This is a genomic window from Curtobacterium sp. PhB25, from assembly GCF_004365375.1.
Classification (GTDB): Bacteria; Actinomycetota; Actinomycetes; order Actinomycetales; family Microbacteriaceae; genus Curtobacterium.
Genome location: NZ_SODR01000002.1, coordinates 398,787 through 420,573 on the forward strand (window position 1 = coordinate 398,787; position 21,787 = coordinate 420,573).

Annotated in this window: 24 protein-coding genes and 1 tRNA gene; 11 read left to right on the forward strand and 14 right to left on the reverse strand. The window is 68.4% G+C overall.

Features of this window, described 5'->3' with window-relative positions:
* Window positions 1–7: 7 nt before the first annotated feature.
* Entirely contained in the window at window positions 8–2,155 is a 2,148-nt protein-coding gene (locus EDF51_RS06445; protein WP_166673500.1) for a RecQ family ATP-dependent DNA helicase, read from the reverse strand.
* Window positions 2,156–2,220: 65 nt separating this feature from the next.
* Entirely contained in the window at window positions 2,221–3,702 is a 1,482-nt protein-coding gene (locus tag EDF51_RS06450; protein ID WP_134194224.1) for a hypothetical protein, read from the reverse strand.
* 70 nt (window positions 3,703–3,772) lie between these two features.
* On the opposite strand from EDF51_RS06450, the gene EDF51_RS06455 reads away from it, so the two are divergent.
* The 5 genes from EDF51_RS06455 (at window position 3,773) to EDF51_RS06475 (ending at window position 7,779) form a co-directional block, all read left to right on the forward strand.
* Entirely contained in the window at window positions 3,773–4,603 is an 831-nt protein-coding gene (locus EDF51_RS06455; RefSeq protein ID WP_134194226.1) for an endonuclease/exonuclease/phosphatase family protein, read from the forward strand.
* Window positions 4,600–5,181: a hypothetical protein gene (locus EDF51_RS06460; protein ID WP_134194228.1), complete on the forward strand. Its 582-nt coding sequence runs from the start codon at window positions 4,600–4,602 to the stop codon at window positions 5,179–5,181. The genes EDF51_RS06455 and EDF51_RS06460 overlap by 4 nt, the downstream gene beginning before the upstream one ends.
* Window positions 5,182–5,356: 175 nt before the next feature.
* Window positions 5,357–5,430, forward strand: a tRNA-Pro gene (locus EDF51_RS06465).
* 125 nt (window positions 5,431–5,555) lie between these two features.
* Window positions 5,556–6,848, forward strand: a complete 1,293-nt coding sequence (locus tag EDF51_RS06470) for a serine/threonine-protein kinase (RefSeq protein WP_165901191.1) — start codon at window positions 5,556–5,558, stop codon at window positions 6,846–6,848.
* A gap of 91 nt (window positions 6,849–6,939) precedes the next feature.
* Window positions 6,940–7,779 carry a hypothetical protein gene (locus EDF51_RS06475; RefSeq protein WP_131922640.1) on the forward strand — a complete coding sequence of 280 codons (840 nt, stop codon included), beginning with the start codon at window positions 6,940–6,942 and terminating at the stop codon, window positions 7,777–7,779.
* Window positions 7,780–8,097: 318 nt separating this feature from the next.
* Here the strand turns inward: EDF51_RS06475 and EDF51_RS20405 are convergent, their stop codons facing one another.
* Both EDF51_RS20405 and EDF51_RS06485 read right to left on the reverse strand, forming a co-directional pair.
* Window positions 8,098–8,355 (reverse strand): integrase core domain-containing protein, encoded by a 258-nt coding sequence (locus EDF51_RS20405; RefSeq protein WP_279388216.1) that lies wholly within the window; start codon window positions 8,353–8,355, stop codon window positions 8,098–8,100.
* A gap of 39 nt (window positions 8,356–8,394) precedes the next feature.
* Window positions 8,395–9,012: an IS3 family transposase gene (locus EDF51_RS06485; RefSeq protein WP_134194230.1), complete on the reverse strand. Its 618-nt coding sequence runs from the start codon at window positions 9,010–9,012 to the stop codon at window positions 8,395–8,397.
* Between the two features lie 385 nt (window positions 9,013–9,397).
* On the opposite strand from EDF51_RS06485, the gene EDF51_RS06490 reads away from it, so the two are divergent.
* The 4 genes from EDF51_RS06490 to EDF51_RS06505 all read left to right on the forward strand — a co-directional run bounded on the left by EDF51_RS06490 (window position 9,398) and on the right by EDF51_RS06505 (window position 11,780).
* Window positions 9,398–9,625 (forward strand): hypothetical protein, encoded by a 228-nt coding sequence (locus tag EDF51_RS06490; protein ID WP_134194232.1) that lies wholly within the window; start codon window positions 9,398–9,400, stop codon window positions 9,623–9,625.
* A gap of 33 nt (window positions 9,626–9,658) precedes the next feature.
* Window positions 9,659–10,390, forward strand: a complete 732-nt coding sequence (locus EDF51_RS06495; RefSeq protein WP_243648977.1) for a DUF2511 domain-containing protein — start codon at window positions 9,659–9,661, stop codon at window positions 10,388–10,390.
* 40 nt (window positions 10,391–10,430) lie between these two features.
* Window positions 10,431–11,243: a restriction endonuclease gene (locus tag EDF51_RS06500; protein WP_131922636.1), complete on the forward strand. Its 813-nt coding sequence runs from the start codon at window positions 10,431–10,433 to the stop codon at window positions 11,241–11,243.
* Between the two features lie 153 nt (window positions 11,244–11,396).
* Window positions 11,397–11,780 carry a hypothetical protein gene (locus tag EDF51_RS06505; RefSeq protein ID WP_131922635.1) on the forward strand — a complete coding sequence of 128 codons (384 nt, stop codon included), beginning with the start codon at window positions 11,397–11,399 and terminating at the stop codon, window positions 11,778–11,780.
* 147 nt (window positions 11,781–11,927) lie between these two features.
* Here the strand turns inward: EDF51_RS06505 and EDF51_RS06510 are convergent, their stop codons facing one another.
* From EDF51_RS06510 to EDF51_RS06555, 10 genes are all read right to left on the reverse strand, one after another.
* A complete protein-coding gene (locus EDF51_RS06510; protein ID WP_131922634.1) occupies window positions 11,928–12,590 on the reverse strand; it encodes an ATP-binding cassette domain-containing protein in 663 nt (220 codons plus the stop codon).
* On the reverse strand, window positions 12,587–13,870 hold the full coding sequence (locus EDF51_RS06515; protein ID WP_134194234.1) for a hypothetical protein: 1,284 nt from the start codon (window positions 13,868–13,870) through the stop codon (window positions 12,587–12,589). The genes EDF51_RS06510 and EDF51_RS06515 overlap by 4 nt, the downstream gene beginning before the upstream one ends.
* The gene (locus EDF51_RS06520; RefSeq protein WP_131922632.1) at window positions 13,867–14,772 is read right to left on the reverse strand and encodes a hypothetical protein; all 906 of its coding nucleotides are present in this window, start codon (window positions 14,770–14,772) and stop codon (window positions 13,867–13,869) included. The genes EDF51_RS06515 and EDF51_RS06520 overlap by 4 nt, the downstream gene beginning before the upstream one ends.
* A gap of 57 nt (window positions 14,773–14,829) precedes the next feature.
* Window positions 14,830–15,273: a hypothetical protein gene (locus EDF51_RS06525; RefSeq protein ID WP_131922631.1), complete on the reverse strand. Its 444-nt coding sequence runs from the start codon at window positions 15,271–15,273 to the stop codon at window positions 14,830–14,832.
* A gap of 111 nt (window positions 15,274–15,384) precedes the next feature.
* Window positions 15,385–16,011: a response regulator transcription factor gene (locus tag EDF51_RS06530; RefSeq protein WP_123338447.1), complete on the reverse strand. Its 627-nt coding sequence runs from the start codon at window positions 16,009–16,011 to the stop codon at window positions 15,385–15,387.
* Complete coding sequence (locus EDF51_RS06535; protein ID WP_123338446.1) at window positions 16,008–17,225, reverse strand: histidine kinase; 1,218 nt, start codon at window positions 17,223–17,225, stop codon at window positions 16,008–16,010. The genes EDF51_RS06530 and EDF51_RS06535 overlap by 4 nt, the downstream gene beginning before the upstream one ends.
* A gap of 23 nt (window positions 17,226–17,248) precedes the next feature.
* Window positions 17,249–18,019 carry an ABC transporter permease gene (locus EDF51_RS06540; RefSeq protein ID WP_208321822.1) on the reverse strand — a complete coding sequence of 257 codons (771 nt, stop codon included), beginning with the start codon at window positions 18,017–18,019 and terminating at the stop codon, window positions 17,249–17,251.
* Window positions 18,016–18,951 (reverse strand): ABC transporter ATP-binding protein, encoded by a 936-nt coding sequence (locus EDF51_RS06545; RefSeq protein ID WP_131881797.1) that lies wholly within the window; start codon window positions 18,949–18,951, stop codon window positions 18,016–18,018. Before EDF51_RS06545 ends, EDF51_RS06540 begins: the two co-directional genes overlap by 4 nt.
* A gap of 94 nt (window positions 18,952–19,045) precedes the next feature.
* A complete protein-coding gene (locus EDF51_RS06550; protein ID WP_131881795.1) occupies window positions 19,046–20,266 on the reverse strand; it encodes a DUF2254 domain-containing protein in 1,221 nt (406 codons plus the stop codon).
* Between the two features lie 40 nt (window positions 20,267–20,306).
* On the reverse strand, window positions 20,307–20,927 hold the full coding sequence (locus tag EDF51_RS06555; protein WP_243837086.1) for a GAF and ANTAR domain-containing protein: 621 nt from the start codon (window positions 20,925–20,927) through the stop codon (window positions 20,307–20,309).
* On the opposite strand from EDF51_RS06555, the gene EDF51_RS20250 reads away from it, so the two are divergent.
* Window positions 20,841–21,053: a hypothetical protein gene (locus EDF51_RS20250; RefSeq protein ID WP_243837087.1), complete on the forward strand. Its 213-nt coding sequence runs from the start codon at window positions 20,841–20,843 to the stop codon at window positions 21,051–21,053. The two genes, EDF51_RS06555 and EDF51_RS20250, sit on opposite strands and share 87 nt — an antisense overlap.
* Window positions 21,054–21,201: 148 nt before the next feature.
* Complete coding sequence (locus EDF51_RS06560; RefSeq protein ID WP_131922629.1) at window positions 21,202–21,666, forward strand: hypothetical protein; 465 nt, start codon at window positions 21,202–21,204, stop codon at window positions 21,664–21,666.
* Window positions 21,667–21,787: the final 121 nt, after the last annotated feature.

Consider the following 21,787-nt stretch of genomic DNA (forward strand, 5'->3'; position numbering starts at 1 on the left):
GCGGCGGCTACGCGACCGTGGCCAGCGCGAAGGGCAGCACGGCGGCGGCCCCGGCACGCCGGAGCTCGCGGCCCGCGACGGTCACCGTCCACCGGCTGTCGACCAGGTCGTCGACGAGCAGCACCGGGCCCTCGTGGGACTGCAGGGCAGCGGCGAGCGACGAATCCACCACGAAGGTGTCCCACACGCCGGACAACCGGTACGCGCTGTTCGTTGCACCGTCGCCGCGGGGCGTGCCGCCGTTCCGGTCGAGCGTGCCGAGGAACTGCAGCCGTCCGATCGTCGACAGCGCCTGGGCGAGCGACCCCACGAGCTGCGGCCGCGACCGCGAGGACATCGCCACGACCCCGGTCGGCCGGGTCTCCCACGGCCAGTCCTTGAGTGCCCGGACACAGCCGTCGACGAGCTCGCGGGAGATCGGAGCGTCGGGCGTCGACGGCGAGAACAGCGCACGGAGCGGTCCACCCCAGCCGAGGTCGGTCAGACGAGCCACTGCACGACCGGGCTGGACGAGCTCGTCGGCGCCGAGCTTGCCCCGCACCGAGACGCCGAGCGACGACATGCCCGACGGCCACTGGGCACGCGGCGCGATCTCGACACCGACCTTGTCGAGCGCGGCAGCCGCACCGGACGAGTCCGTGTCGGAGACCGCGGTCGGGAACCACGCCCCGGCGCAGTTGTCGCACCGACCGCAGGGCTCCGCCGACGGGTCGTCGAGGTCCTGCTGCAACAGCTGCATGCGGCACGCCGAGGTCGACTCGTAGTCGAGCATCGAGGCGGCCTCGGCGGAACGCGCCGCCGCGACCCGCTCGTACCGCGGGGCGTCGTACTGCCACGGCTGCCCGGTGGAGACCCAGCCGCCGGTGACGCGTCGGACCGCCCCGTCGACGTCGAGCACCTTGAGCAGGAGTTCGAGGGTGGAGCGCTTGATGTCGACCAGACCCTCGAGCGCGACCGTCGACATCGCGGTGTCGGTGGACAGGGCGCCGAGCACGGCGGAGGCCCGGGCCTCGGTCGGCATCGACGCGCTCGCGAAGTACTGCCAGATCTCACGGTCCTCACGACCGGGCAGCAGCAGCACGTCGGCGTTGTCGGTCGCACGACCCGCACGACCGATCTGCTGGTAGTAGGCGACGGGGGACGACGGAGCGCCCACGTGCACGACGAACCCGAGGTCCGGCTTGTCGAACCCCATGCCGAGCGCACTCGTGGCGACCAGGGCCTTCAGCTCGTTGCCCTTGAGCTGCTGCTCGAGCTGCTCCCGCTCGTCGGTGTCGGTGCGCCCCGTGTAGGCCCGGACGGCGTACCCGTTGTCGCGGAGCAGGCGGGCGATGTCCTCGGCAGCCGAGACCGTGAGCGTGTAGATGATGCCGCTGCCGGGCAGGTCGCCGAGGTGCGCGAGCAGCCAGCCGAGCCGCTGCCGGGCGTCGGGCAGCGTGAGCACGCCCAAGCGCAGCGATGCCCGGGCGAGCGACCCGCGGATCGTGAACACCGGGTCGGCCGGGCCGGCGGTGAGCTGCTCGGCGACGTCCTCGACCACGCGCTCGTTCGCCGTCGCGGTCGTGGCCAGGACCGGGACGCCGTGGGGGAGCGAGCGGATGAGCTCGGCCAAGCGGCGGTAGTCCGGCCGGAAGTCGTGGCCCCAGTCCGAGATGCAGTGCGCTTCGTCGACCACGAGCATGCCCATCCGGGCGATGAGGGTCGGCATCTGCTCGTCGCGGAACTTCGGGTTGTTCAGGCGCTCGGGGGAGACGAGGAGCACGTCGACCTCGTCACGGGCCAGCGCCGCCTGGGTCTCGCCCCACTCGTGCGCGTTCGCCGAGTTGATCGACACCGCACGGACCCCGGCCCGGGCAGCCGCTGCCACCTGGTCGCGCATCAGTGCGAGCAGCGGCGACACCAGGACGGTCGGGCCACCACCACGGCGCCGGAGCAGCAGGGTCGCGAGGAAGTACACCGCTGATTTGCCCCACCCGGTGCGCTGCACGACGAGGGCTCGCTGCCGGTGCTCGACCAGGGCGGAGATCGCCTCGAGCTGGCCGGGGTGGAATACTGCGTCGGGGCGCCCCGTGAGCGCGGCGAGCGCCTGCTGTGCCTCGGCAGCGATGTCTGCAGAAGGCGAGACGACAGGCGGAGCGGCGGTGGGGGTGTCCATACCCCCATGCTGTCAGCACCGACCGACGAAACGCGGGTCGCGCCTCCAGACTGTGGAGAACCGCCCTACTGGTACGTGACCAGTGACGGCGTCGGCTGCACGTCCTGCATCGTCTGCGACGGCGTCAGCATGGGCGTGTCCTCGTCGGTGAAGTTCTTCCAGCCCCAGTGCAGGCCCTCGGGAGCACCCTCGTGCAGCGCCTTCCACGTCGCCTGCTTGTCCGGCTGCGACCCCTGCCCGTCGACGTGCACGAGCATGTCGAGCTCCGGATGGGTCTTCAGCGCCGACCGGTCCTGGATCATCGAGAGCCGGAACTGGTGCAGCACGAGCGCCTTCGGCGGCAGCCCCTCCTTCTTGACGAGCGATGCGAGCCACGAGGACACCTCGTTCACCTCGGCCGCCGACACGCTGCCGATCTGCTCGAGCGGCACCTGGTCCTTCGTCAGCCGCCACTCCGGGTCGAGGGCGAGCCACACCCCGGGCTTCTTCAGGAGCGACTCGTACTTCTTCGCCTGCGACAGGAAGTCCGAGCGGCCCGGCTGCAGGTCGATGATCACGGGCATGTCGGCGTCGTGCGCGGCGTCGATGTAGGGCTCGAGCGTCGACACCGGCAGCTCGGTCGAGTAGTCGCCGTCCGCCCCCGCGTCACCCGCGGCGACGGTCGCGATGACCTCCAGCGCCGGCGTCACCAGCTCGTCGGACTCGGCCCGGTACGGCTTCGCGACCTGCTCAGCACGCTGGACGGTGGCCTCCGGCCCCTGCTCACCGAGCACGCCCAGCGCTGGCGCCCCCGGAGCGCCGTACAGCGCCACGTAGCGGTGCCCGTCGAACGGCCGCTGGCCGCCGTTCCGCAGCTGGAAGCCGCCCTCGGCCGCCCGCACCGTCCACTCCGGGTCCTGCAGCGCGTCGAACGCCGCACCGACCAGGACCGTCTGGTGCTGCTTCCGCTCGTGCAGCGCCGTCACCACGTCGGGCGCGGCAGCAGGGTCGGTCACGCCCTTCGGCATGGTCACCACCTTCGCGCCGGCGGCCTTGGCGGTCGCCACGGCCGCAGCGTCCGCGCTCGCGTCCGCCACCACCACGGTGGCCTGCCGGGAGGCCCGGGTCGACTCCGGCGCGTCGCCACCCTCGGGCGCCTTCCGCTGTTCGACGTCCGTGTCGAGCGCCACGTCGCCCTCGGCCTGGTACCAGTCGGCCCCGAGCCGGTCGAGCTCGTCGGCGACGGCCGCGCTGCCCTTGGCGCCCTTCGCGGTCAACAGCACCGGGACGTGGGCGCTCGCCGCGGCCTTCGCTGCATCGGAGATCGCGTCGGCATCACCGGCCGTCGCCACGATCGCGCCGGGAGCACTCGCGAACAGGGACGTGCTCACCCGCACTGACCGAGCCGCAGCGTCGGAGGCGTCGGCGACCGTGACCGTCTCCGCCGTGGCCTTCGCGAGGGTCGGGCGGCTCGTGTCCGGCCCGCTCGACGTGCACCCGGCGGCTCCGAGCAGCAGTCCGGAGACGGCGATCGCGACGAGGACACGAGGGGTGGAACGAGAACGCATCGGGCCACCCTACGAGCCACGCGGAGAGGTCCCTGGGAATCCGACGGGTGTCGTCTCGTAGAAGGGAGGCATGCCCCACCACCCCGACGACCACCCGCTCATCGGAGCCGTCCGGTCGCCCGAGGTCCACTGCATGACCCTCAACGTGCGGCGCCGCGTGCCGCGACCGTCCGCACACCCGGACGCTTGGGAGCGTCGCCGTGATGCCATCACCGCGCTCGTCACGTCCGAAGCGCCCACCGTCCTCGCCGTCCAGGAGGCCCTCCCCACGCAGGCAGCGGACCTCACGGCCGCTCTTGGGTCGATTTGGGAGCCCGTCCTGGTCGGGCGCGGCGCGCGCGGCGGTGGGGAGCAGGTCGGGCTCTTCCTGGACCGCTCCCGCCTCGACGTCGTCGAGCAGCGCACCTGGGCGCTGTCCCGCACGCCCCACCGCCCCGGGTCCCGCTCGTGGGTCACGTCCTTCCCCCGGCACGCCGTCGGGGCCGTCGTCGACGACCGCGCGACCGGCGCCCGGTTCCTGGCCATCGCGACGCACCTCGACGTCGCATCGCCGTGGGCCCGACTGCGGTCCGCCGAACTCCTCGGCCGGATCGTCCGGCAGCGCGGCCTGCCCGCTGTCGTGATGGCCGACTGGAACAGTCCGGCAGGGTCCGCACCCTGGCGAGCACTGGCGGACGCTGGTGTCGTCGACAGCTGGGGACGGGCCTCCAGGCAGGTGGGCGAGCCGTACGGGACGTACCCGCACTACGGGAGTCCGCGTGTCGGTGGCCGGCGGATCGACGGCGTGCTGGTGACGCCGGACGCGACCGTCGAGCGGGTGGCCGTGTCGAACCGGCGACCGGGCGGCGTGTGGCCCTCCGACCACGCGGCCGTGCACGCGGTCGTGCGGTGGGCGTCGTGATCCGTGCGCTCGGGCCGACGTTCCTGCGGCCGAGGTTCCTGGTGGCCGACGTCGTGCGTGCCCTCACGCTCGTGAGCCTGGTCGTCGCGAGCATCGGGTGGGGCGGGACCGCGCTGCCGGTGATGGCACTGTCGCTGCTCGGGGTCGTGGTGCCGCGGATGCTCGGACTGCGGCCCGCGTTCGACCTGGCGGTGTGCGTGCTCGTGCTCCTCGCCGGGTGGTCGAGTGTGCTCGAGTGGTACACGACGGTCTTCCTGTGGGACAAGTTCATGCACGTCGTGCTCACCGGGCTGCTCGCGGCGGTGCTGTACGTCATCGGTGCCGACCTGCGCGCGGTGCCGGCGCCGGACGGGGAGCGCCGGGTGGTCGTCGCGGTCCTCGGGCTGTGTGCGGGGCTCGCGATCGGGGCGGCGTGGGAGATGGGGGAGTGGCTCGGGCACAACTTCGTCGACTCAGCGATCTACGTCGGGTACGACGACACGATCGGGGACCTGGCGGCGGACGGGGCCGGCGGGTTGCTCGTCGGGCTCGGGTTGCCGTGGTTGGCGGCGCGGCGCGAGGTGGTGCGGCCGGGGTGACGGTCTCGCCCGGGGTGATCGTGTCGTTTGTGTTGTTCGGCGGCTCTGGTTGCTTGCTCGGTCCGACTCGCCGTGGCGCGGAGGGGGTCTGGCGTCCGCTATGCTGGACCGGTCGCTCGCGCTCCGGTCGGACGTGGGCGAGGGTCCTCCGGGATCCTGAGTTCTCCGGAACTCGCGGGCTGTGGCGCAGCTTGGTAGCGCACTTGACTGGGGGTCAAGGGGTCGCAGGTTCAAATCCTGTCAGCCCGACCGAAAAGCCCCGATAGAACGCGAGTTCTGTCGGGGCTTTCTTTGCGGGGCGCTTGTGAACCCCTCCGGAACCCCTCGGTTCTCGGTCGGAAGTGCTGACGCCTCAATCGCATCAAGGGGGATCTTTGTCGAGGTACACACGCGCGACGCGTATCGACGGCGGCGGCCAGGGTGAGGTTTGGCTCGGGCGCGACGAAGTTGGTAACCCAGTAGCCATCAAGTACCTGAACCTGGTCGGCAACGACTCCCAGCAGGCCGAAGAGCGTCGCCGCTTCCAGCGAGAAGTTACGTGTCAGGCGTCGCTGGATCACCCCCAGGTGCTCCCGATCCTGGGGTCCGAACTCGGAGGTGCGCAGCCCCACTTCGCGATGCCGCTTGCGGAGGGGTCGCTGCGAGGACGACTCGCGCCGGGAGCAGGCATCGGGATCCCGGAACCTGAGGCGTTGAGGATGTTCCAGCTGATTCTGGAGGGCGTCGAGCACGCCCACTTGGCGGGCGTCATCCACCGTGACTTGAAGCCCGAAAACATCTTGATCCTCGAGGGGCGGCCGGTCCTCTCGGACTTCGGGCTCGGCCGCCGCCTCTACTCCGACAGCACCACGCTCACGATGACCAATGTCGGCATGGGCACCTTCGCCTACTCGGCGCCGGAGCAGTTCAACAATGCGAAGGAAGCTGATCAGCGGTCTGACGTCTTCGCGCTCGGACGGATCTTCTACGAGATGCTGTCCGGGCAGATGTCGATAACGGGTCAAGACCTGGAGAGAGTACCCGGGCAGTACCGATTCATCATCAACAAAGCGACTCAGATTGATCCCGAACGACGCTTCGCGACGGTGGGAGAGATGCTGAGAGAGGTGGCACTCCTTGGCCGCGAGCCAGGCTCCCTGTTGTCCCCCGCGGAGCAGGCGATCTCGTTGGTCGAAGCAATCGCATCCGGCGACATTGAGTTGGTGGATGAGTTCGCGCGGCTCGTCTTGGAGAAGAGCGACGACCTCCAGCTATTCATTCAGGTAGTTCCGAAGGTCCCGGAGTCTGTGCTCGCTCAGCTCGCTACTCGTGACGCTGAGCTGTTCCACCAGGTGATGCTCGCGTTCGATGGCTTCGCAGATGGCAGCTTCGGATTCGACTTCACGGACAACATCGCCGTCTTCTTGCTGGCGGCTTACCGCGCGTCGGCGGACATGCGTGTCCACGGTCTTGTCATCAACCGACTCCTGGTGCTCGGGGCCAGCCACAATCGTTGGTTTGTCCGTGATCGCTTCATCGACGCTGTTCGCTTGGCCCTGCGCGACGCAGCCCACGCACCCGTGGTTGCTGCTGTACTGCGCGACAATGCCTGGGCTCTTGACTTCGTACGGGAGCCTCTACGTCAGCTCTCGCTTCCTCGAGTTGTGGAAGAGGTTCTCGCTGCCTAGGCGAGAACAGCTCCCCTTCCGCACGCATCGACCGGGCTTGGGCATCGATGATGCCGCCGTGTGTGTCGGTTCTGCTCGCTAGATTTTGACCATGATGGATGAGTGGCTGCCGTTGGGAACGCGACAATTGGATGTAGCGGACTTGCACGAGGGCGTACCGGCGTGGATGGCGACCCGCTTCTGGACCTGGCTCGACCGCTCGTTCGACTCTCTGTCCCGTGAAAAGGGGCACAAGGTAGTCATGGCCGAGTACGACGAGCGACGGCGAATGCGGGAGCCGCTAGCTCCAGAGTGCGGCGCCTACCACTTGAGTAACGTCCTACAACGGCGTGGGGATGACAACCTGACCTGGAGCGTGACTGACTTCGTCGTCGCTCGAGCGGGCGAGCTGGGCTATTCGCACTGGCTCGATGACCTCGAGGGTATCCTGGAACAGTCCGGGTCAGCTTGGCGGATTGGGACCAGAAGCGGCGCGGCCGGTGTGGAGCGGCGAGTGGCGTCTGGTGTCGGCGAAGCTGCAAACGTGGTGATGGGGAGGACCGGCTCGGCGGGCGAGCTGCTGTCGGCAGCCTGGCAGGCCACATTCGGTATCCATCCGGACCCGGAGAAGGCCTACTCCAAGGCGATCAAGGCTGTCGAGGAGGCTGCGAAGCCCCGCGTCTCGCCCAAGGACTCAGTCGCAACGCTCGGCAAGATGGTGTCGGCGATGCGGGACCAGAAAGACTGGGCGCTTCCACTGCAAGACGACGAGACAAATCCCTCCAGCGACACCGTCGTGAAGATGATGCGTTCCTTGCACTCGGGCCAGCAGCAGCGGCACGGCGGAAACGGTGATCGGGCCGCGACGCAAGAAGAAGCCGAAGCGGCACTGTTCCTTGCAGTGCCGCTAGTCCAGTTCTTCCACGGCGGACTGGTCGCTCGGCGAAGCTGACTGGGCGGGAGACAACGGACCATCTTCACCGTCAATCTGCCCGGTCATCACGCCGGTGAGCCGCTCCGTGTAGCGCTGGTGAGCGAGGTCTACTTCGTCGCGCTGGCCAACGGTTGGCCCTCCCTGAGGTCGGCGGGCGGTGTGCTGGCCCCGTGACGAACGCCGAGAACCGAGCCCGCTGCGTGGCATAGTCCTTCTTCCGCAGGTGAGCGTAGACCTTGTCGGTGATGGCGACGGACGCGTGGCCCATCAGCCGCGACAGCTCAAACATGTCGAATGCGCCGGAGGGACTGCTGCTGGTTCGGTTGACTCGTTGGTTTAGGCCGCGAGTGCTGCCTGTGGGTTGATGATTGCTTCGTACTCGATGGGCGTCAACTTCCCGAGACCGCGCTGTCGGCGTTTTCGGTGGTAGATGCCCTCGCTCCAGTGCACGATCGCGAGCCGCAGTTGCTCACGAGAAGTCCGTCGGTGCCGGTTGAGGACGTTCTTCTGCAGCAGCGCGAAGAACGACTCCATTGCCGCGTCGTCCGCGCGCTCCCCGACCTGCCCATCGACCCCAGCAGCCCGGCATCCCACAGCGCTCGAACGAACTTCTTGGACCGGAACTGGCCGTATTCAACCGGTCGTCGCAACACCTGATACCGGAGGTGTTCGATGCGGGTTGAATACGGCCTGGCTGCCGCGATCCGAATGAACCACGGTGTGGAGCGGGCCGCGGCGAGAGATTGCCATCTGCAGTGCCGCGACGGCGAGCGAGGATCGCATCCGAGAGCCGATGGAGTAGCCGACGATCGGGCGGGAGCACGCGTCCTTCACGGCGCAGAGGTAGAGCTTGCCCTCGCCCGTGTTGTGCTCGGTGATGTCGGTCAACCACAGCTTGTCCAGGTCCGGAGCGGTGAACGCCCTCCGCACCCGATCGTCATGCACTGGTGGTCCGGCCTTCCGGGTCAGGCCCCGTTTCTTCGCGTGCAGTGACCAGAGCCGCTGCTGCGAGCACAGTCGCCAGACGCGCCGTTCCGAGACGAGCAGGCCGGCGCGGAGGTCGTCGGTGATGAACCGGTACCCGAATGTCGGGTCGTCGCGGTGCGCATCGACGGCGGCATTGGTCAGGTGCGCGTTCTCCCAATCGCGGCGGCTCACCGGGTTCCTCCGCCATGCATAGAACGCCTGCTTCGTGAAGCCCAACACCCGGCAGGTCACCGCGACCGGGATCCGGTCGGCGGCGAGTCTCAATGTTGGTCATCGTTCCTTCTCCTCGTCGATTCGCGGACGCCCGGCCGGAGCGGTGGGGTGCAGCGCTTCCGCTACTTCCGGGAAGAGGACTCCTGCGTGCGTCAGCAGGTAGGAGATCGCGACACGCACGAGGTGCGCTCTCGAAATTCCTCCGACGGGCACGAGAACTTCGAGCGCCTCTTTGACCTCCCGCGGCACGCTGGTGCGTAGCTCTTCGGCGTAGTCGAGGGGCTCTTGGCCACGTTTTCCCATAATCGCCTCCGGTTTATTTCGGACGCCTATTACTTTACGCCCAAAGTTGCTTACGCCGCTGCTGACAGAACTCGGGATACGTTTGTGGGGACTGCATGAAGGCGGTGCGCTCGGGAGCGTGGAGTTTAATATCATGAGTGAAGACATGAGTGAAGACATGAGTGAAGACATGAGTGAAGACATGAGTGAAGACATGAGTGAAGACATGAGTGAAGACATGAGTGAAGACACCGGATCTGACGAGGAGCGCGATCGGCGCCCGGTCAGAAGACAAGAGCGCGCGCGTCAGCTGCGTAAGCTAGGGATCCGCAACCAGGTCGGCGACCCGCCTCGGGCGATTGGTCGCCAGCGGCTCCGGTAGCGCCGACCCGCCTTCGCGGGGTAGCCCGCAGCCGTGAGTGAGAGATACTCTCCTACGGTGTGTAAGACTCTCATTCTCACCGTGACCGTCGGCCTCGCCGCGGCTGTGCTGACCGGCTGTTCGTCGTCTTCAGTAACACCCGAAGTCACGCTTTCGCCTTCGGTAAAGCAGTCAGCCAAGAGCGCGATGAGCGAAGGGGAACGCACCGCGAAAGCGGAGAAGCTCGTGCTCGCGGAGCTCCCGGATGTTCCAGCCTGGGACGGGGTTACTACAAAGGGGAGCGCCGTCGGTGCATCTGAGGTCTGCGTAGACCGAACGTACGGGCCAACGGGAGGCCTGAACGGAACGGGCGGCAACGCTGGGTACGTCGTGGTTACCTTCCCGTCGTTGGACCTTGGTGAGCCTCAGAGTGGCTCATGCGCCGACTACGCGCCAGCCAGTGACCCGACTCCGAGTGCGGTCGATGTGCCCGCGTCGGTGGCGGACGACCCGGGTTTGCTCGTGAGCACCGACTTCGGCGACGAGTGGCCCCTGACTGTGCCGTACGTGGTGGCTCACTGCGACAACATCGTTGCGGGCGGTCGTGCGCTGGAAGTACTGACTGTTGACGCACCCGATGGCGCCACGTACGCGGCGAACGGGACAGCGAAGGACCACACGACTGCCCCGGCTATCGACCCGATTTGGGCAGCTGACCCTGATGTCAGTGGACTGAAGATTGACATCTCGCCTGTTATCGATGCAGGGCTGGAGCTGTGCGGTTGATGATTAAGCAGGCCGTCGCCGGACCCTTCGGCGTGGCCATATGACGGACGATCGGAATCGACTGACACCCGCCGAGCTTGGCGACGGTCTGCCTTCGGCCGCATCGCTTGACGTCTCGTTCGCTAACCTTAATGACGCCGAATTTGAGGAGTTTGTCTACGACCTGTTGGTCACGTTGGGTTTCGTGAATGTGGATTGGCGAAAAGGTACTCCGAAGAACGCTAGCCCGTCCGACCGTGGCAGGGACATCGTCGCGCAATGGGTTGTGAAGGACGTCGACGGTCATACTCGATTCGAGACGTGGTTCGTGGACGCCAAGCACTACGCCAGGGGTGTTCCGCCTGAGGCACTGCAGGGGTTGATGACTTGGTCGGAGGTTGAGCGCCCCGATGTAGCGCTTGTGGCCGCTTCTGGTTTCTTGTCTAACCCCGCGAAGGACTGGGTTTCGGCCTACGTCAGCAATCGTTCTCCAGGGTTTCGGATCCGGTACTGGGAGAAGCCGGATCTAAGCCGCATGCTTTCCCGCTTTCCGGACCTGATGCATCGCCACGGGATCATCGAAGCGGAGTCGATGCGTACGGTTGCAGACATCCGTGCCGCCGAGCACGAGTTCTTCGACAAGGTCTGGTACGTGCGGAGCCTCATCCACGACGAGAACATCGCAGCGGGTGAGAGCGATGATCTTTCCGCCGACTTGCGTGAGCGAGTGCTCGCTGCGCGTACGGCGGTCGTCGAGCGTTACGGCGCGAGCGACGTGGGTCCCTGGGACGACTGGACGTGGGGCTTTGTGAACGGGAAGCTCTCCGCGCTGCGGTGGGTCCTCGGGGACGAGTGGGACTTTCTTGACACGTGACGAGTGTCATCGCGGCAGACTGCCCCCTCCGAGACCCCTCCAACCGCGCTCCGCTGCCGCAGCCCGATGCGGACCGAGTTGCGACGAGCGCCCTGGTCGGCTCCCGTGAGCTGGTCCTCTTGCGCACGCTCGGTTCGCAGCGAGAATGAGTTCGTGCAGATCGAAGAAGTGGACGAGCGGCTCTACGGCGCCGAAGGCGAGCGCGACACGTTCGTCGTGCACTTCTTCCATGCACCCAGCGGCGAGATGGTCGCGCCCGACTGGGACGCCACGAGTTGCTCGGTCAGTGTGATCCGCGTCACCGACGCGACGTACCGCGCGGCGTTCGCAGAAGCTCGGCGGATTGCTGCTGGCGAGACGTCGCCGACGCTGTTCTCGGTGTCCCTCGAGACCGTGGATCCGAATGGCTCGGGAATCCTGCGACTGTTCGGGACCGACCTCAACATGGAAGGACTGGAGCTCGACCTCGATTCGCACGCGGCGAAACGGGAGATGTTCGCTGAGCTCTTCAGTCGCGACCGCAATGCGCACGCGTGATCTGGGATCTAGAGCGCAACCGCTGGCGGGCTGGGAGCCCGGTGCCAGCTGGCTCCGTCCCTCCAGGCTCGGCCGTCACCCCGCTGGCACGGTGCGCCGGTACCGGCTAGTGGGGCCCACCTCCAGTCCCGTTCGGTACTGGGTCCGTCAACGACTCCACTCGATGAGCTGTTCGTGGTGCAGGTGGAGTCGCCGTCCACATCGCTGTGCAACGCGCTCACTGTGGGTGACGATCACGAACGTGGTCCCAGCCCGTTGCAGCTGATCGAAGAGGGCGAGCACGTCGTCTTCGGTCGTCTCGTCGAGTGCCCCGGTGGGCTCATCGGCGAGGACGACGGCGGGGCGCTTCGCGATGGCCCGAGCGATCGCGACGCGCTGCGCTTCTCCTCCCGACAGTCGTCGTGGGCGCTTGCCGGCAAGGTGACTGATCCCGACCGCCTCGAGGGCGTCGTGTGCTCGGTCGGCCGAGCCGTCACGAGCAGGAACTCCGAGCCGGACGTTGTCGAGCACGCTGCGGTCCCCGAGCAGGCTGTGGTCCTGGGTGACGATGCCGATGTGTCGGAGCCGGTGGGCCGCCATCCTGGACGCGGTGCGCTCGAGCACGTGCCCATCGTGCTCGTAGGTCCCGCCGAAGTCGGTGTCCAGGCCGGCGAGGATCCGGAGCAGCGTGCTCTTGCCGGATCCGCTCCGACCGGTGATGGCTACTGACCGATCGTCGTCGCGAAGGTCGAAGTGCAGTCGGTCGAACAGTGCTCGGGTCGATCCGTCGGGCTCGGTGATGGTCTTCGAGACGTCGCGCAGCACGATCATCGTGGGGTACCTCTTCGGCGTTGGGTGGTCAGTTCGATGCGGACGGCTCGTCGACTGAGTGCGCCGTCCGCCACGCACCAGAGCAGGACGGCGGCACCCGCGCCGAGTCGAGCCAGCGCACTGTCGTTGGGGAGCACCGCGCTCGTCGCGAGGAACAGCCCGAACGCGGCGGCGTACTCGGTGAGGCGGCTTGCGCGGAACAGCCGGTTCGTGCGGTTCGGGCTCTTCCCGAGAAGATGGTGCCCCCGCGCGACTGGCGCTCGACGGTGATTGAGAAGTCGGTCGAGGAACGCCGTGATGATGCCCACGCCCGCGGTGAGGACGACGAGCAGCGCGGTGACGAGCACCATGTTGTCCTGGATGAGCTGGCGGACGAGGGAGAGCTGCACGAGGTAGGTCGGCACTCCGAGCAACGTGTACGACCCGAAGCCGGTGTCGTCTCCGATCTCGTCGAGTCGCGCGACGACGCCACCGAAATCGAGGCCGCGATCGACGGCGAGGTCGGCGTTCAGTACCTGGAACACCAGGCGTCCGAACAGCTCGGGATCCAACCGGTCGAGTGATGCTCGGTCGAGTCCGGCGAGTGTCGGCGGGTAGGGCACGATCACGGTGTCATCGAGGTAGTGGTTGGCCTCACCGCGGAAGTACATGGCGCTGTCCGGTTCGAGGAAACCGACGACTTCGAGTTCCTGCTCCTGCAGGATGACCGCTCCGGTGAGGTGTTGTCCGAGTTCGTACACGCCGCGGTACTCGTTGCCGAGCAGTACCGGGATCCGGCCGGAACCCCAATCGACGGTGTCCCACTCGATCGGCTTGCCGTCCTGCACGGAGAGTCCTGCGAACTCGTACGCGGTTTCGTTGAGCTGGATGGACTTGATGTCCTGCACGCTCCGTCCGGACTCGTCCTGGTACTTCCCGTTGAGCGTGTACTCCGTGCCGTAGCCGACGTCGAAACGATCGTTGCCGCGGAAGTCCTGGACGGTGACGGGTTGGTCGTACGAGGAGATGAGCTTGAATCCGGGCTCGTCGTCGATGCGATCGACGAACGAGGCGACTCCATCGAGCGCGTGCTGGTCTCGTCGGATCGCTTCGAACGCGTCCGGGTCGAGATCGTCGATCACCGTGTAGAGGTCGACGTCGGCATCAGCGGACAAGCCCTGGGCCACGGCCTGCGACGTGGACTGGGTGAACGACGCCACGTTGTACCAGCAGAGTGCGAGCAGCACGAGCAGGACGATCTTGGCGATGAGGATCGTCCAGTTGGACCGGAGGTCGTTCACCAGTTCCATCGTCGGCTTCCGTGCCAGAAGGAAGTGGCGGAGACGGCAAGCGCGACCGTCCCGACCGCCGCGACTGCGGCGGTGACGTCGAGGTCGAGGTTGGTGGCGTGCCGTGCAGCTGCCGCGCCCACGAGTGCGGTTGCACAGGCGGCGGTACTGATCACACCGACTCTGATGGCAGCGCTGCGAAGGGTGGTCAGTGGTCGAACCCCCGTCATGAAGCGGACTGCGGCAGCGCGGAGTTCCCATCGTCCGGCTTGCAGACCACCGATCAGGGCGATGAGCGCGACGACGAGCGCGCCGAGCGTGACCAGAACCGGCGACACAGCGTCGACGTTCGTCCTGCGGTTGGTGCCGTCGTCGATGATCTCGACGCTCCGGCCGGGGAACTGTGCGTTGTAGTGGCGGACACTGCTCGGGCCGTCCAGGAGCAGCCGCTGTGGTGACGCCGAGAACTGCGACGGATCGGCGAGGACCACGTCATCGGACAGCAGACTGTCCGTCCTGACGCCGAGACGACCCACCACGGTGTACGTCGTGCCGTCGATGACGAGGTCGTCGCCGCGGACGGCGACGTCAGCGCCGACGAGAGCCTCGCCGGGACGCCCGGTCAGCGCGTGCCCGTCGTGCAGTGGAACGTCTGTCCACCGTCCCGACAGGATCGCAACGGCGCGGACCCGATCCTCGAGGCCCACGAACACCTTCGTTCCCGGTTCGAACGCGCCCCGGGCGCGCCTGAGTTCGTCGAGTGTCGCGGTCACCCAGGCGCTCTGGCCGGTGCGGAGATCGTTGCCCTCCGCGGCGATGACACGTCGACGAGCGTCGAACACTCCGATCAGCACGGTCAGGAGCATGGCCAGCAGGAGCAGGCCGGCTGTCGCCGTGAGCTGTCGCTTCGTCACGTCTTCTCCTCACGCCGCAGCGGGCGCGAGCTACTGGCTCGCACCCGCTGCGATGTGTCACTTGCCGTAGTAGGTCTTCGCGGAGCCGACACCGCTGCCGGGCTGGTTCGGCCGGTACGGCTTCCACGCGGTCACTGCTTCAGTGCCGGACTTGCCCCACTTCCGGCCAGAGTCAGCGATGATGCTGCTGCCGTGCTCGAGCCGCGCTCGCGTGTAGTGCTGCACGCCTGCCCAGGTCGTCCAACCGTGCGAGCGCTTGTGTGTCGTCCCGCTGATCGTCTTCTTCTCGGCTGCACCACGGTGGTTCACCGCGAACACCGACATCCCGGTCCCTGCGCCATTGATGGTCCCGGCGCCCTCCGACCATCCGCCGACGACCCCCTGCTCCTCGGCATCGCCCTGCGCATGTGCAGGGACTGCGCCGAGGAACACCGTCCCGCCGACGGCTACTGCGGCGAAGCCGGCAGCAATCCGCCGAGCCTGCTGACCGATTCTGTTCATCACATGCTCCTCTCCTGAACGCTGAAATCCAGACGTTCAGTGGTTAACATGCCAGAAGCAGAACGTTTTGTCCACGGGTGCCGCCTCGGTCGAGGGGGTATCCCTCCGTGCCTAGCCCGCGCCGAGCAGCCATCCGTTGTCCGCCGCGATCCGCAGCGCCTCGGTCGCGTTGCGCGCCGCGGTCTTCCCGATCGCGGACGACAGGTGGTTCCGCACGGTGCCCTCGGACAGGTGCAGTGTGCCGGCGACCCCGGCCACGGTCGGCGACGTCCGGAAGGCGATGAGCACGTCGGTCTCCCGCGGGCTGAGCGGGGACGGCCCCGCGGCGAGGGACTCGGCGGCGAGCACGGGGTCGACGACGCGGAAGCCCCCGGCCACCCGGCGGACGGCGTCGGCGAGCTGTTCAGCCGGGGTGTCCTTCACCACGAACCCGACGGCCCCGGCCTCGAGTGCTCGCCGGAGGTAGCCGGGGCGCCCGAACGTCGTGACGATGAGGGATCGGCACGCCGGCAGCTCGCGGGCCAGCGTCGCCGCCGCCGTCAGGCCGTCCGCGCCCGGCATCTCGACGTCGAGCAGGGCCACGGTGGCGCCTGACGTTCGCGCGGCGTCGAGCACCTCGTCGCCGCGGGCGACCTGGGCGACGACCTCGATGTCCCGTTCGAGCGAGAGCAGCGAGGCGAGTGCGCCACGGACGAGCGCCTGGTCGTCGGCGACGAGCACCCGGATCGGATCGGTCATCGTGGACTCCTCTCGACTCGGAGCAGGAACCCACCGAGGTCGCTCGTGCCGGTGGTGAGGGCCGCCCCGACGGCGTCCGCGCGCTCCCGGAGTCCGCGGAGGCCGTTCCCACCGAGCCCGGGCGCGGTCGACGGTGGAGCGAGCACCCCGGTGCCGTCGTCCTCGACGGTCAGCGCCGTCCGGGTCAGCGTCACCCGGACCCGACTCGCGGCAGCGTGCCGGAGGACGTTCGTGATGCCCTCGCGGAGCACCCAGGCGAACAGGCTGCGAACGTCGTCCCCGGCGGCGTCACCGTCCTCGGGGAGCGCCGCCGTGATCGAGGCAGCGGCCAGCGCGGCGCGGGCGGAGACCAGTTCGGCGTCGAGGTCGGCCTCGCGGTAGCCGCTGACCGCTCGCCGGAGCTCGTGCAGCGCCTCGCGCGAGAGCCGTTCGACGTCCTGCATCTCGGTCTTCGCGCGTGCCGGGTCGACGTCCACCAGCCGGACGGCGAGCTCGGACTTCATCGCGACGACGGTCAGGGAGTGGCCGAGCACGTCGTGCAGGTCGCGGGAGAACCGCGCGCGTTCCTCGACGACCGCGAGGCGGGTGATCTCGTCCTGCGCGGCCCCGAGCCGTTGCTCCGCCTCGCGTTGCCGGCCGAAGAACAGCATCGACGCCCCGACGGACACGGTGATGACCGGTGCGAACAGGATGCCGCTGTTCACCGCGGTGTCCCACCCCGTGCTCGCCGCGACGAGGAACTGTGCGCCGACGATGCCGAGCACCACCACCGCGGCCACCCAGAACCGCTCGGCGACGAATCCGGAGAGCGCAGCGACGAGCAGCCAGGTCCAGACCGCGAGGGGTCCGACCACGAAGAGCAGGAGCCCGGCGAGCAGTGCGACTCCTGCGAGCACGAGCACCCGGCCGCGCAGGCTCCGCCGCCACATCAGCTCCGGCGCGAACAGGTACGCCGCGTAGACGACGGCGAGGGCGATGGAGGAGACGACGTGTGCGCGCAGGCTCCGGCCGTCGGTCCACACGGCGATGATCTCGAGCACCTGCCAGAGGAGCGCGAAGACCGCGCCGGCGTACCAGCGGCGGCGTCCGACGCGGATGTCGTCGTCGCTCGCGCCCGGTGGGACGGCCCACGGGAACGAACGGGGTGACGGCCTGGAGGCGTGTGGTGCGTTCTCCGCGCCACGCGCCTCGGCCGTTCTGGTCGCCTCGGACATCGGTGCCAGCGTAGGTCCGTCGGTCACTGTCGTGCGGCGTCGCGTCGGTACCGCCACACGATCACTGCGGCCAGGACGATCGTCCAGCCCGCCAGGACGATGGCCGGCTCGGTCATGCCCGCGGACCCGGTCGCGCCGGCACCCATCTGTCCGATCCGGTTGAGCCAGTAGGAGGGCAGCAGATGTGCGACGGTGCCCATCCAGTCGGGCATCACGCTCAGCGGGACCCACAGCCCGCCGAGGATCGCCAGGCCCATGAACACCACCATGAAGAGCGGCTGCGCGAAGGACGGCTTCGCGAACTGCCCGATCAGGATCGCGATGAGCGCGAACGGGATCACTCCGCACCAGATGCCGAACCCGGCGGCGAACCAGTGCAGCGGGTCGAGCGAGGCGTGCAGGCCGACGGTCGCGACGAGCACCGTGATGACGATGGACACCGCGGCGAAGGCCATCGCGGCGATCGCCTTCGACACCATGAACCCCCACCCGGACAACGGCGTCACGCGGAGCTGCCGGTTCCAGCCGATCGACCGCTCGTTGACGATGGCGAACGCCTGGCTGAGCGCGGCCGTCATCGCGCCGTACGAGGCCATCTGCAGCGTCGTGACGACGAGGTACGGCAGACGCGTCGTCGGGTCGGTCTGGGATCCGAAGGCCGAACCGAACACGAGCAGCATGATCACCGGGACGGCGAAGGTGAACACCATCGCGCGGACGTTGCGGAGCTGCCGCTTCGTCTCGACGTACAGGTAGCGGATCGGCAGCCGGCCGGACGCGGTCACGGTGGTCATGTGAGGACTCCTTCGGGAGCGGTGTCGGTGGGGGCGGAGGCGGGGTCGGCGGTGAGCGCGAGGAAGGCGTCGTCCATGGTCGAGGCGACCACCTGGATGTCGTGCGCCTGCGGGAACGCGGTGAGGAGTGCCCTGAGGGTGTCGTCGCTGCGGTCGGAACGGAGCGTGACGGAGTCGCGCCGAGCCTCCAGGGAGACCACTCCCGGCAGACCGCGCAGCGCGACGTGCGCGTCGGCACCCAACCCGGAGAACCGGACCGCACGCGTGGCCGTGATCGCCTTGATCTCGGCAGGTGTGCCGTCGGCCACGACCCGGCCGGCGCGCATGATGACGATGCGGTCGGCGAAGGCGTCGGCCTCGTCGAGGTAGTGGGTCGCGAAGACGACCGTGCGCCCCGCGTCGGTGAACTCGCGCATCGACGACCAGAACGTGTGCCGGGCCTCGACGTCCATCGCCGCGGTCGGTTCGTCGAGGACCAGCAGGTCCGGGTCCGAGACCACGGCGACCGCGAACCGGGCCCGCTGCAGCTGCCCGCCGGACAGCTTGTTCACCCGGCGTCCGGCGATCTCGGTGCAGCGCGCACGGCGGAGGGCCTCGTCGACCGGCATCGGCCGGCGGTGCGCGGCGGCGACGAGGGCGACCGCCTCCCGGACCGTCATGTCCGGCAGGAGTGCGCCGCCCTGCAGCATCGCGCCGACACGGCCGGCGACCACCGCGGCGCGGGGCTCCTCGCCGAAGAGCAGGGCCTCGCCGGTCGTCGGCGTGGACAGCCCGAGCGCGAGGTCGACCGTCGTGGTCTTGCCCGCGCCGTTCGGGCCGAGGAGGGCGACGACCTCGCCCGGACGGATCGTCAGGTCGACGCCGTCGACCGCGGCCACGGCGCCGAAGCGCTTGCGGAGGTCGCGGAGCTGGATGACCGGTGTGTCGTTCATACAGCCCACCCTCGTGCACCTCGGCGTGGCACGCCTCGGCCGGACGTCACGATCCCGGCATGACATCTGTCACCCCGCGCACCGCGCACCGCGCTCACACGGCGCGGAGTGCCCGCACGGTCGACTCGAGGTGGCGCCGGCGACCTTCGGGAGCGCGCTCGTCCAGCCGCTCGGCCAGGCGGAGTGCGGCGGAGACCACGATCGGCTGGTCGGCACCGTACGTCCTGACGCCGTCGAACACCGAGTCGACGAGTGTCTCCGCGGTGGGCCAGTGCGGGATGACCCGGACCCGACCGTCGTCGTCGAGGTACCCGGTGATCGCCGACCGACCGCGCCACACGGGGACGAGTGGCGTCGCGGCGAGGTCGAGTGCGCTGACCGCGGTGTAGGGGTCGTTGGAGCCGCTGGCGAGTCCGCGGACGGCGATCTCGACCAGCTGCTGCAGTGCGAAGCCGACGTCCTGGTACGGGGTCCGTGACGAACCGAGGGTCACGAGCGTCAGGAGTCGGCGCCCAGCGCTGTCGAGATCGATCTCCGCGTCCATCGCGACGCCGACCCGGAGCAGGACGTCGCCCTCGATGACGTGGTCACCCGGCATCGCGACGGCCTCGATCACGCAGTCGTGTCCCGTTGCCCAGCCCACCAGCCGCTCCCACTGCACGGACTGCACGTAGCCGTCACCGGCTGCGGTGACGTCTGCCCAGCGAGCCGCACCCGCGTGCACCGGACCGACGGTGATCCCGTCGCCGTCCCCGTTGCGGAAGACCTGGCCCACCGCTGCGGCGAGGTCGGTCTGCACCTGCTTCTGCAGCGCGGTGATCTGCACGCTCGACGCGATGTGGTGGATGAAGAAGACCAGGACGGCGACGTCGAGGATGCCGAGGAGCACCGCGACGTGGACGGCGATGACCGGCACGAACGCGGTGCCGTCGTCGACGTCTGTGTGCACGGAGCGGAGCACGACGATCGAGTAGAGGAACGTCGACGTGAACGCGGCGAGGACGAACTGGTTGGCGCGGTCCGCCATGAAGTTGCGGACCAGACGGGGGCCGTACGTCGACGAGGTGGTGGCGAGGACGGAGATCGTGATGGAGAACGACGTGCCCGCCACCGTCAACATCGACGTGCCGATCGTGGTCAGGATGGATCGCCCGCCGCTCGCACTGAGGGCGTCGAGGAACCCGATCCGGGTGGCGCTGTGCACCAGGGCGTGGTCCAGCGTGACCAGGAGCTCCGCAACGACCATCGCGGCGATCCCGAGGAGGGCGGGAAGGAACCAGAACGACTCTCGGACACGGAGGGCGAGGGTGTGCATGATCCATCATCTCCCGCACAGAGCGGTGCCGGACGGTGGCTCAGCGGTCCGGTGTCGGGGAGCCGAGTGTGATCCGTCCGGCGGTGACGGCCAGCGCGACTTCGGCGAGGGGGAGGCCGTTGGCCCGTGCGTGGTCCCGGAGCAAGGCGAACGCGGCGTCGGCGTCGACTCGGTTCCGGCTCGCGATCCAGCCCTTGGCCTGCTCGACGGCCACACGGCTGTCGAGTGCGGCCTGGAGCTGCGCCTGCGTGGTGGCGGCATCGTCGAGCGTGCGCTGCCGGGTGATGGTGATCGTCGCGATGTCGGCCAACGCCCGTGCCGCTGCCACGTCGTCGAGGTCGAACGGGCCGGCGGCGCACCGGAACAGGTTGAGGGACCCGATGACGGACCGTTGTACCCGCAGCGGGATCGAGTGGACCGCGGAGTATCCGACGTCCACGGCGGCCCGAGCGAAGTGTGGCCATCTGGCCTCTGACAGCTCGATGTCGGGGACCGAGACGGCCGTGCCCGTGCGTGCTGCTTCGATGCAAGGGCCCTCGCCGGTCTCGAGTTGCAGGAGTTCGAGGAGGCCGCTGTGGTGACCAGCCGAGGCCGCGATCCGCAAGCGCGACGACGGATCGAACACCAACAGTCCGGCCGCATCGGCATCGAACAACGCCACCGACTCGTCAACGAGCACCTGCACGCCGGCCTCGTGATCCGGCGCGGTGGTGACGTTGCCGACGAGCGTGACGATGGCACGCAACAATCGACCTTCACGGTTCACGGCCATGTGGCGCACTCCTGAATCGATGATCCGAAGTGGCCAGTCGTGCCCTGCTCCAGCAGTCGACGACCGCTTGGCCCTCACTGTACGCGCTTGATCCGACCGGGCGTGGAGAGCCTTCCGCTCCGGTGCAGCCGGCGTCGAGAACGCTCCGGTAGCGTGCCACCACATGCACTCCGCGCAAGCCCCACTCCCGCGCCTGATCGTCGCGCTCGTGGCACTGGTCGCACTGTTGTTCGCAGTCGTCGCCGCTGCTGTGATCGCCCTCCAGACCTACGTCGGCCACACCGGACGGCTCGGCGACTGCATGCGCATCGGACTCTGCACGGGGACACCCTTGGCGACCGTCGAGAGCAGGACCGGCGTCACTCTGCCGGAGGGATCGACCCTGATCGAGTCCAAGGCTTCCTGCGACCGCGACTTCATGTCGGCACTGGTGCGCCTTCCCGACGGCACCGAGCCGCCGACCCTTCGGGAGAGCGACCCCGCTGAGCTCACCCAGCGTGCGTCCGCGGCGCTCACGAGCCAGGGGGCCGACACCCCCGGCGGGCAGATCAGCGGCAACGTCGCGCTGTTCACCGGAACCTCGAGCGGTCACACGATCGTCTACCTCAGGTACGACGCGCACGACTGAGCTGCGCCGTGCTCGGATGCACTACTGTCGTCCGCAGAGGGAAAAAATCCCGCGCTGCTCCGGCAGACGGGACCGCACACGCGTCTCACAGGAGTCGTCACTTCTTCATCGAAGGAGTGTG

Bases quoted from the DNA above. Each gene is read 5' to 3' on its own strand.
- EDF51_RS06525 (WP_131922631.1), bottom strand. From the start codon at position 15,273: ATGAACAGAATCGGTCAGCAGGCTCGGCGGATTGCTGCCGGCTTCGCC.
- EDF51_RS06560 (WP_131922629.1), top strand. From the start codon at position 21,202: ATGCACTCCGCGCAAGCCCCACTCCCGCGCCTGATCGTCGCGCTCGTG.
- EDF51_RS06455 (WP_134194226.1), top strand. From the start codon at position 3,773: ATGCCCCACCACCCCGACGACCACCCGCTCATCGGAGCCGTCCGGTCG.
- EDF51_RS06540 (WP_208321822.1), bottom strand. From the start codon at position 18,019: ATGACCACCGTGACCGCGTCCGGCCGGCTGCCGATCCGCTACCTGTAC.
- EDF51_RS06450 (WP_134194224.1), bottom strand. From the start codon at position 3,702: ATGCGTTCTCGTTCCACCCCTCGTGTCCTCGTCGCGATCGCCGTCTCC.
- EDF51_RS06545 (WP_131881797.1), bottom strand. From the start codon at position 18,951: ATGAACGACACACCGGTCATCCAGCTCCGCGACCTCCGCAAGCGCTTC.
- EDF51_RS06535 (WP_123338446.1), bottom strand. From the start codon at position 17,225: ATGTCCGAGGCGACCAGAACGGCCGAGGCGCGTGGCGCGGAGAACGCA.
- EDF51_RS06445 (WP_166673500.1), bottom strand. From the start codon at position 2,155: ATGGACACCCCCACCGCCGCTCCGCCTGTCGTCTCGCCTTCTGCAGAC.
- EDF51_RS06500 (WP_131922636.1), top strand. From the start codon at position 10,431: ATGACGGACGATCGGAATCGACTGACACCCGCCGAGCTTGGCGACGGT.
- EDF51_RS06550 (WP_131881795.1), bottom strand. From the start codon at position 20,266: ATGCACACCCTCGCCCTCCGTGTCCGAGAGTCGTTCTGGTTCCTTCCC.
- EDF51_RS06510 (WP_131922634.1), bottom strand. From the start codon at position 12,590: ATGATCGTGCTGCGCGACGTCTCGAAGACCATCACCGAGCCCGACGGA.
- EDF51_RS06490 (WP_134194232.1), top strand. From the start codon at position 9,398: ATGAGTGAAGACATGAGTGAAGACATGAGTGAAGACATGAGTGAAGAC.
- EDF51_RS06530 (WP_123338447.1), bottom strand. From the start codon at position 16,011: ATGACCGATCCGATCCGGGTGCTCGTCGCCGACGACCAGGCGCTCGTC.
- EDF51_RS06475 (WP_131922640.1), top strand. From the start codon at position 6,940: ATGATGGATGAGTGGCTGCCGTTGGGAACGCGACAATTGGATGTAGCG.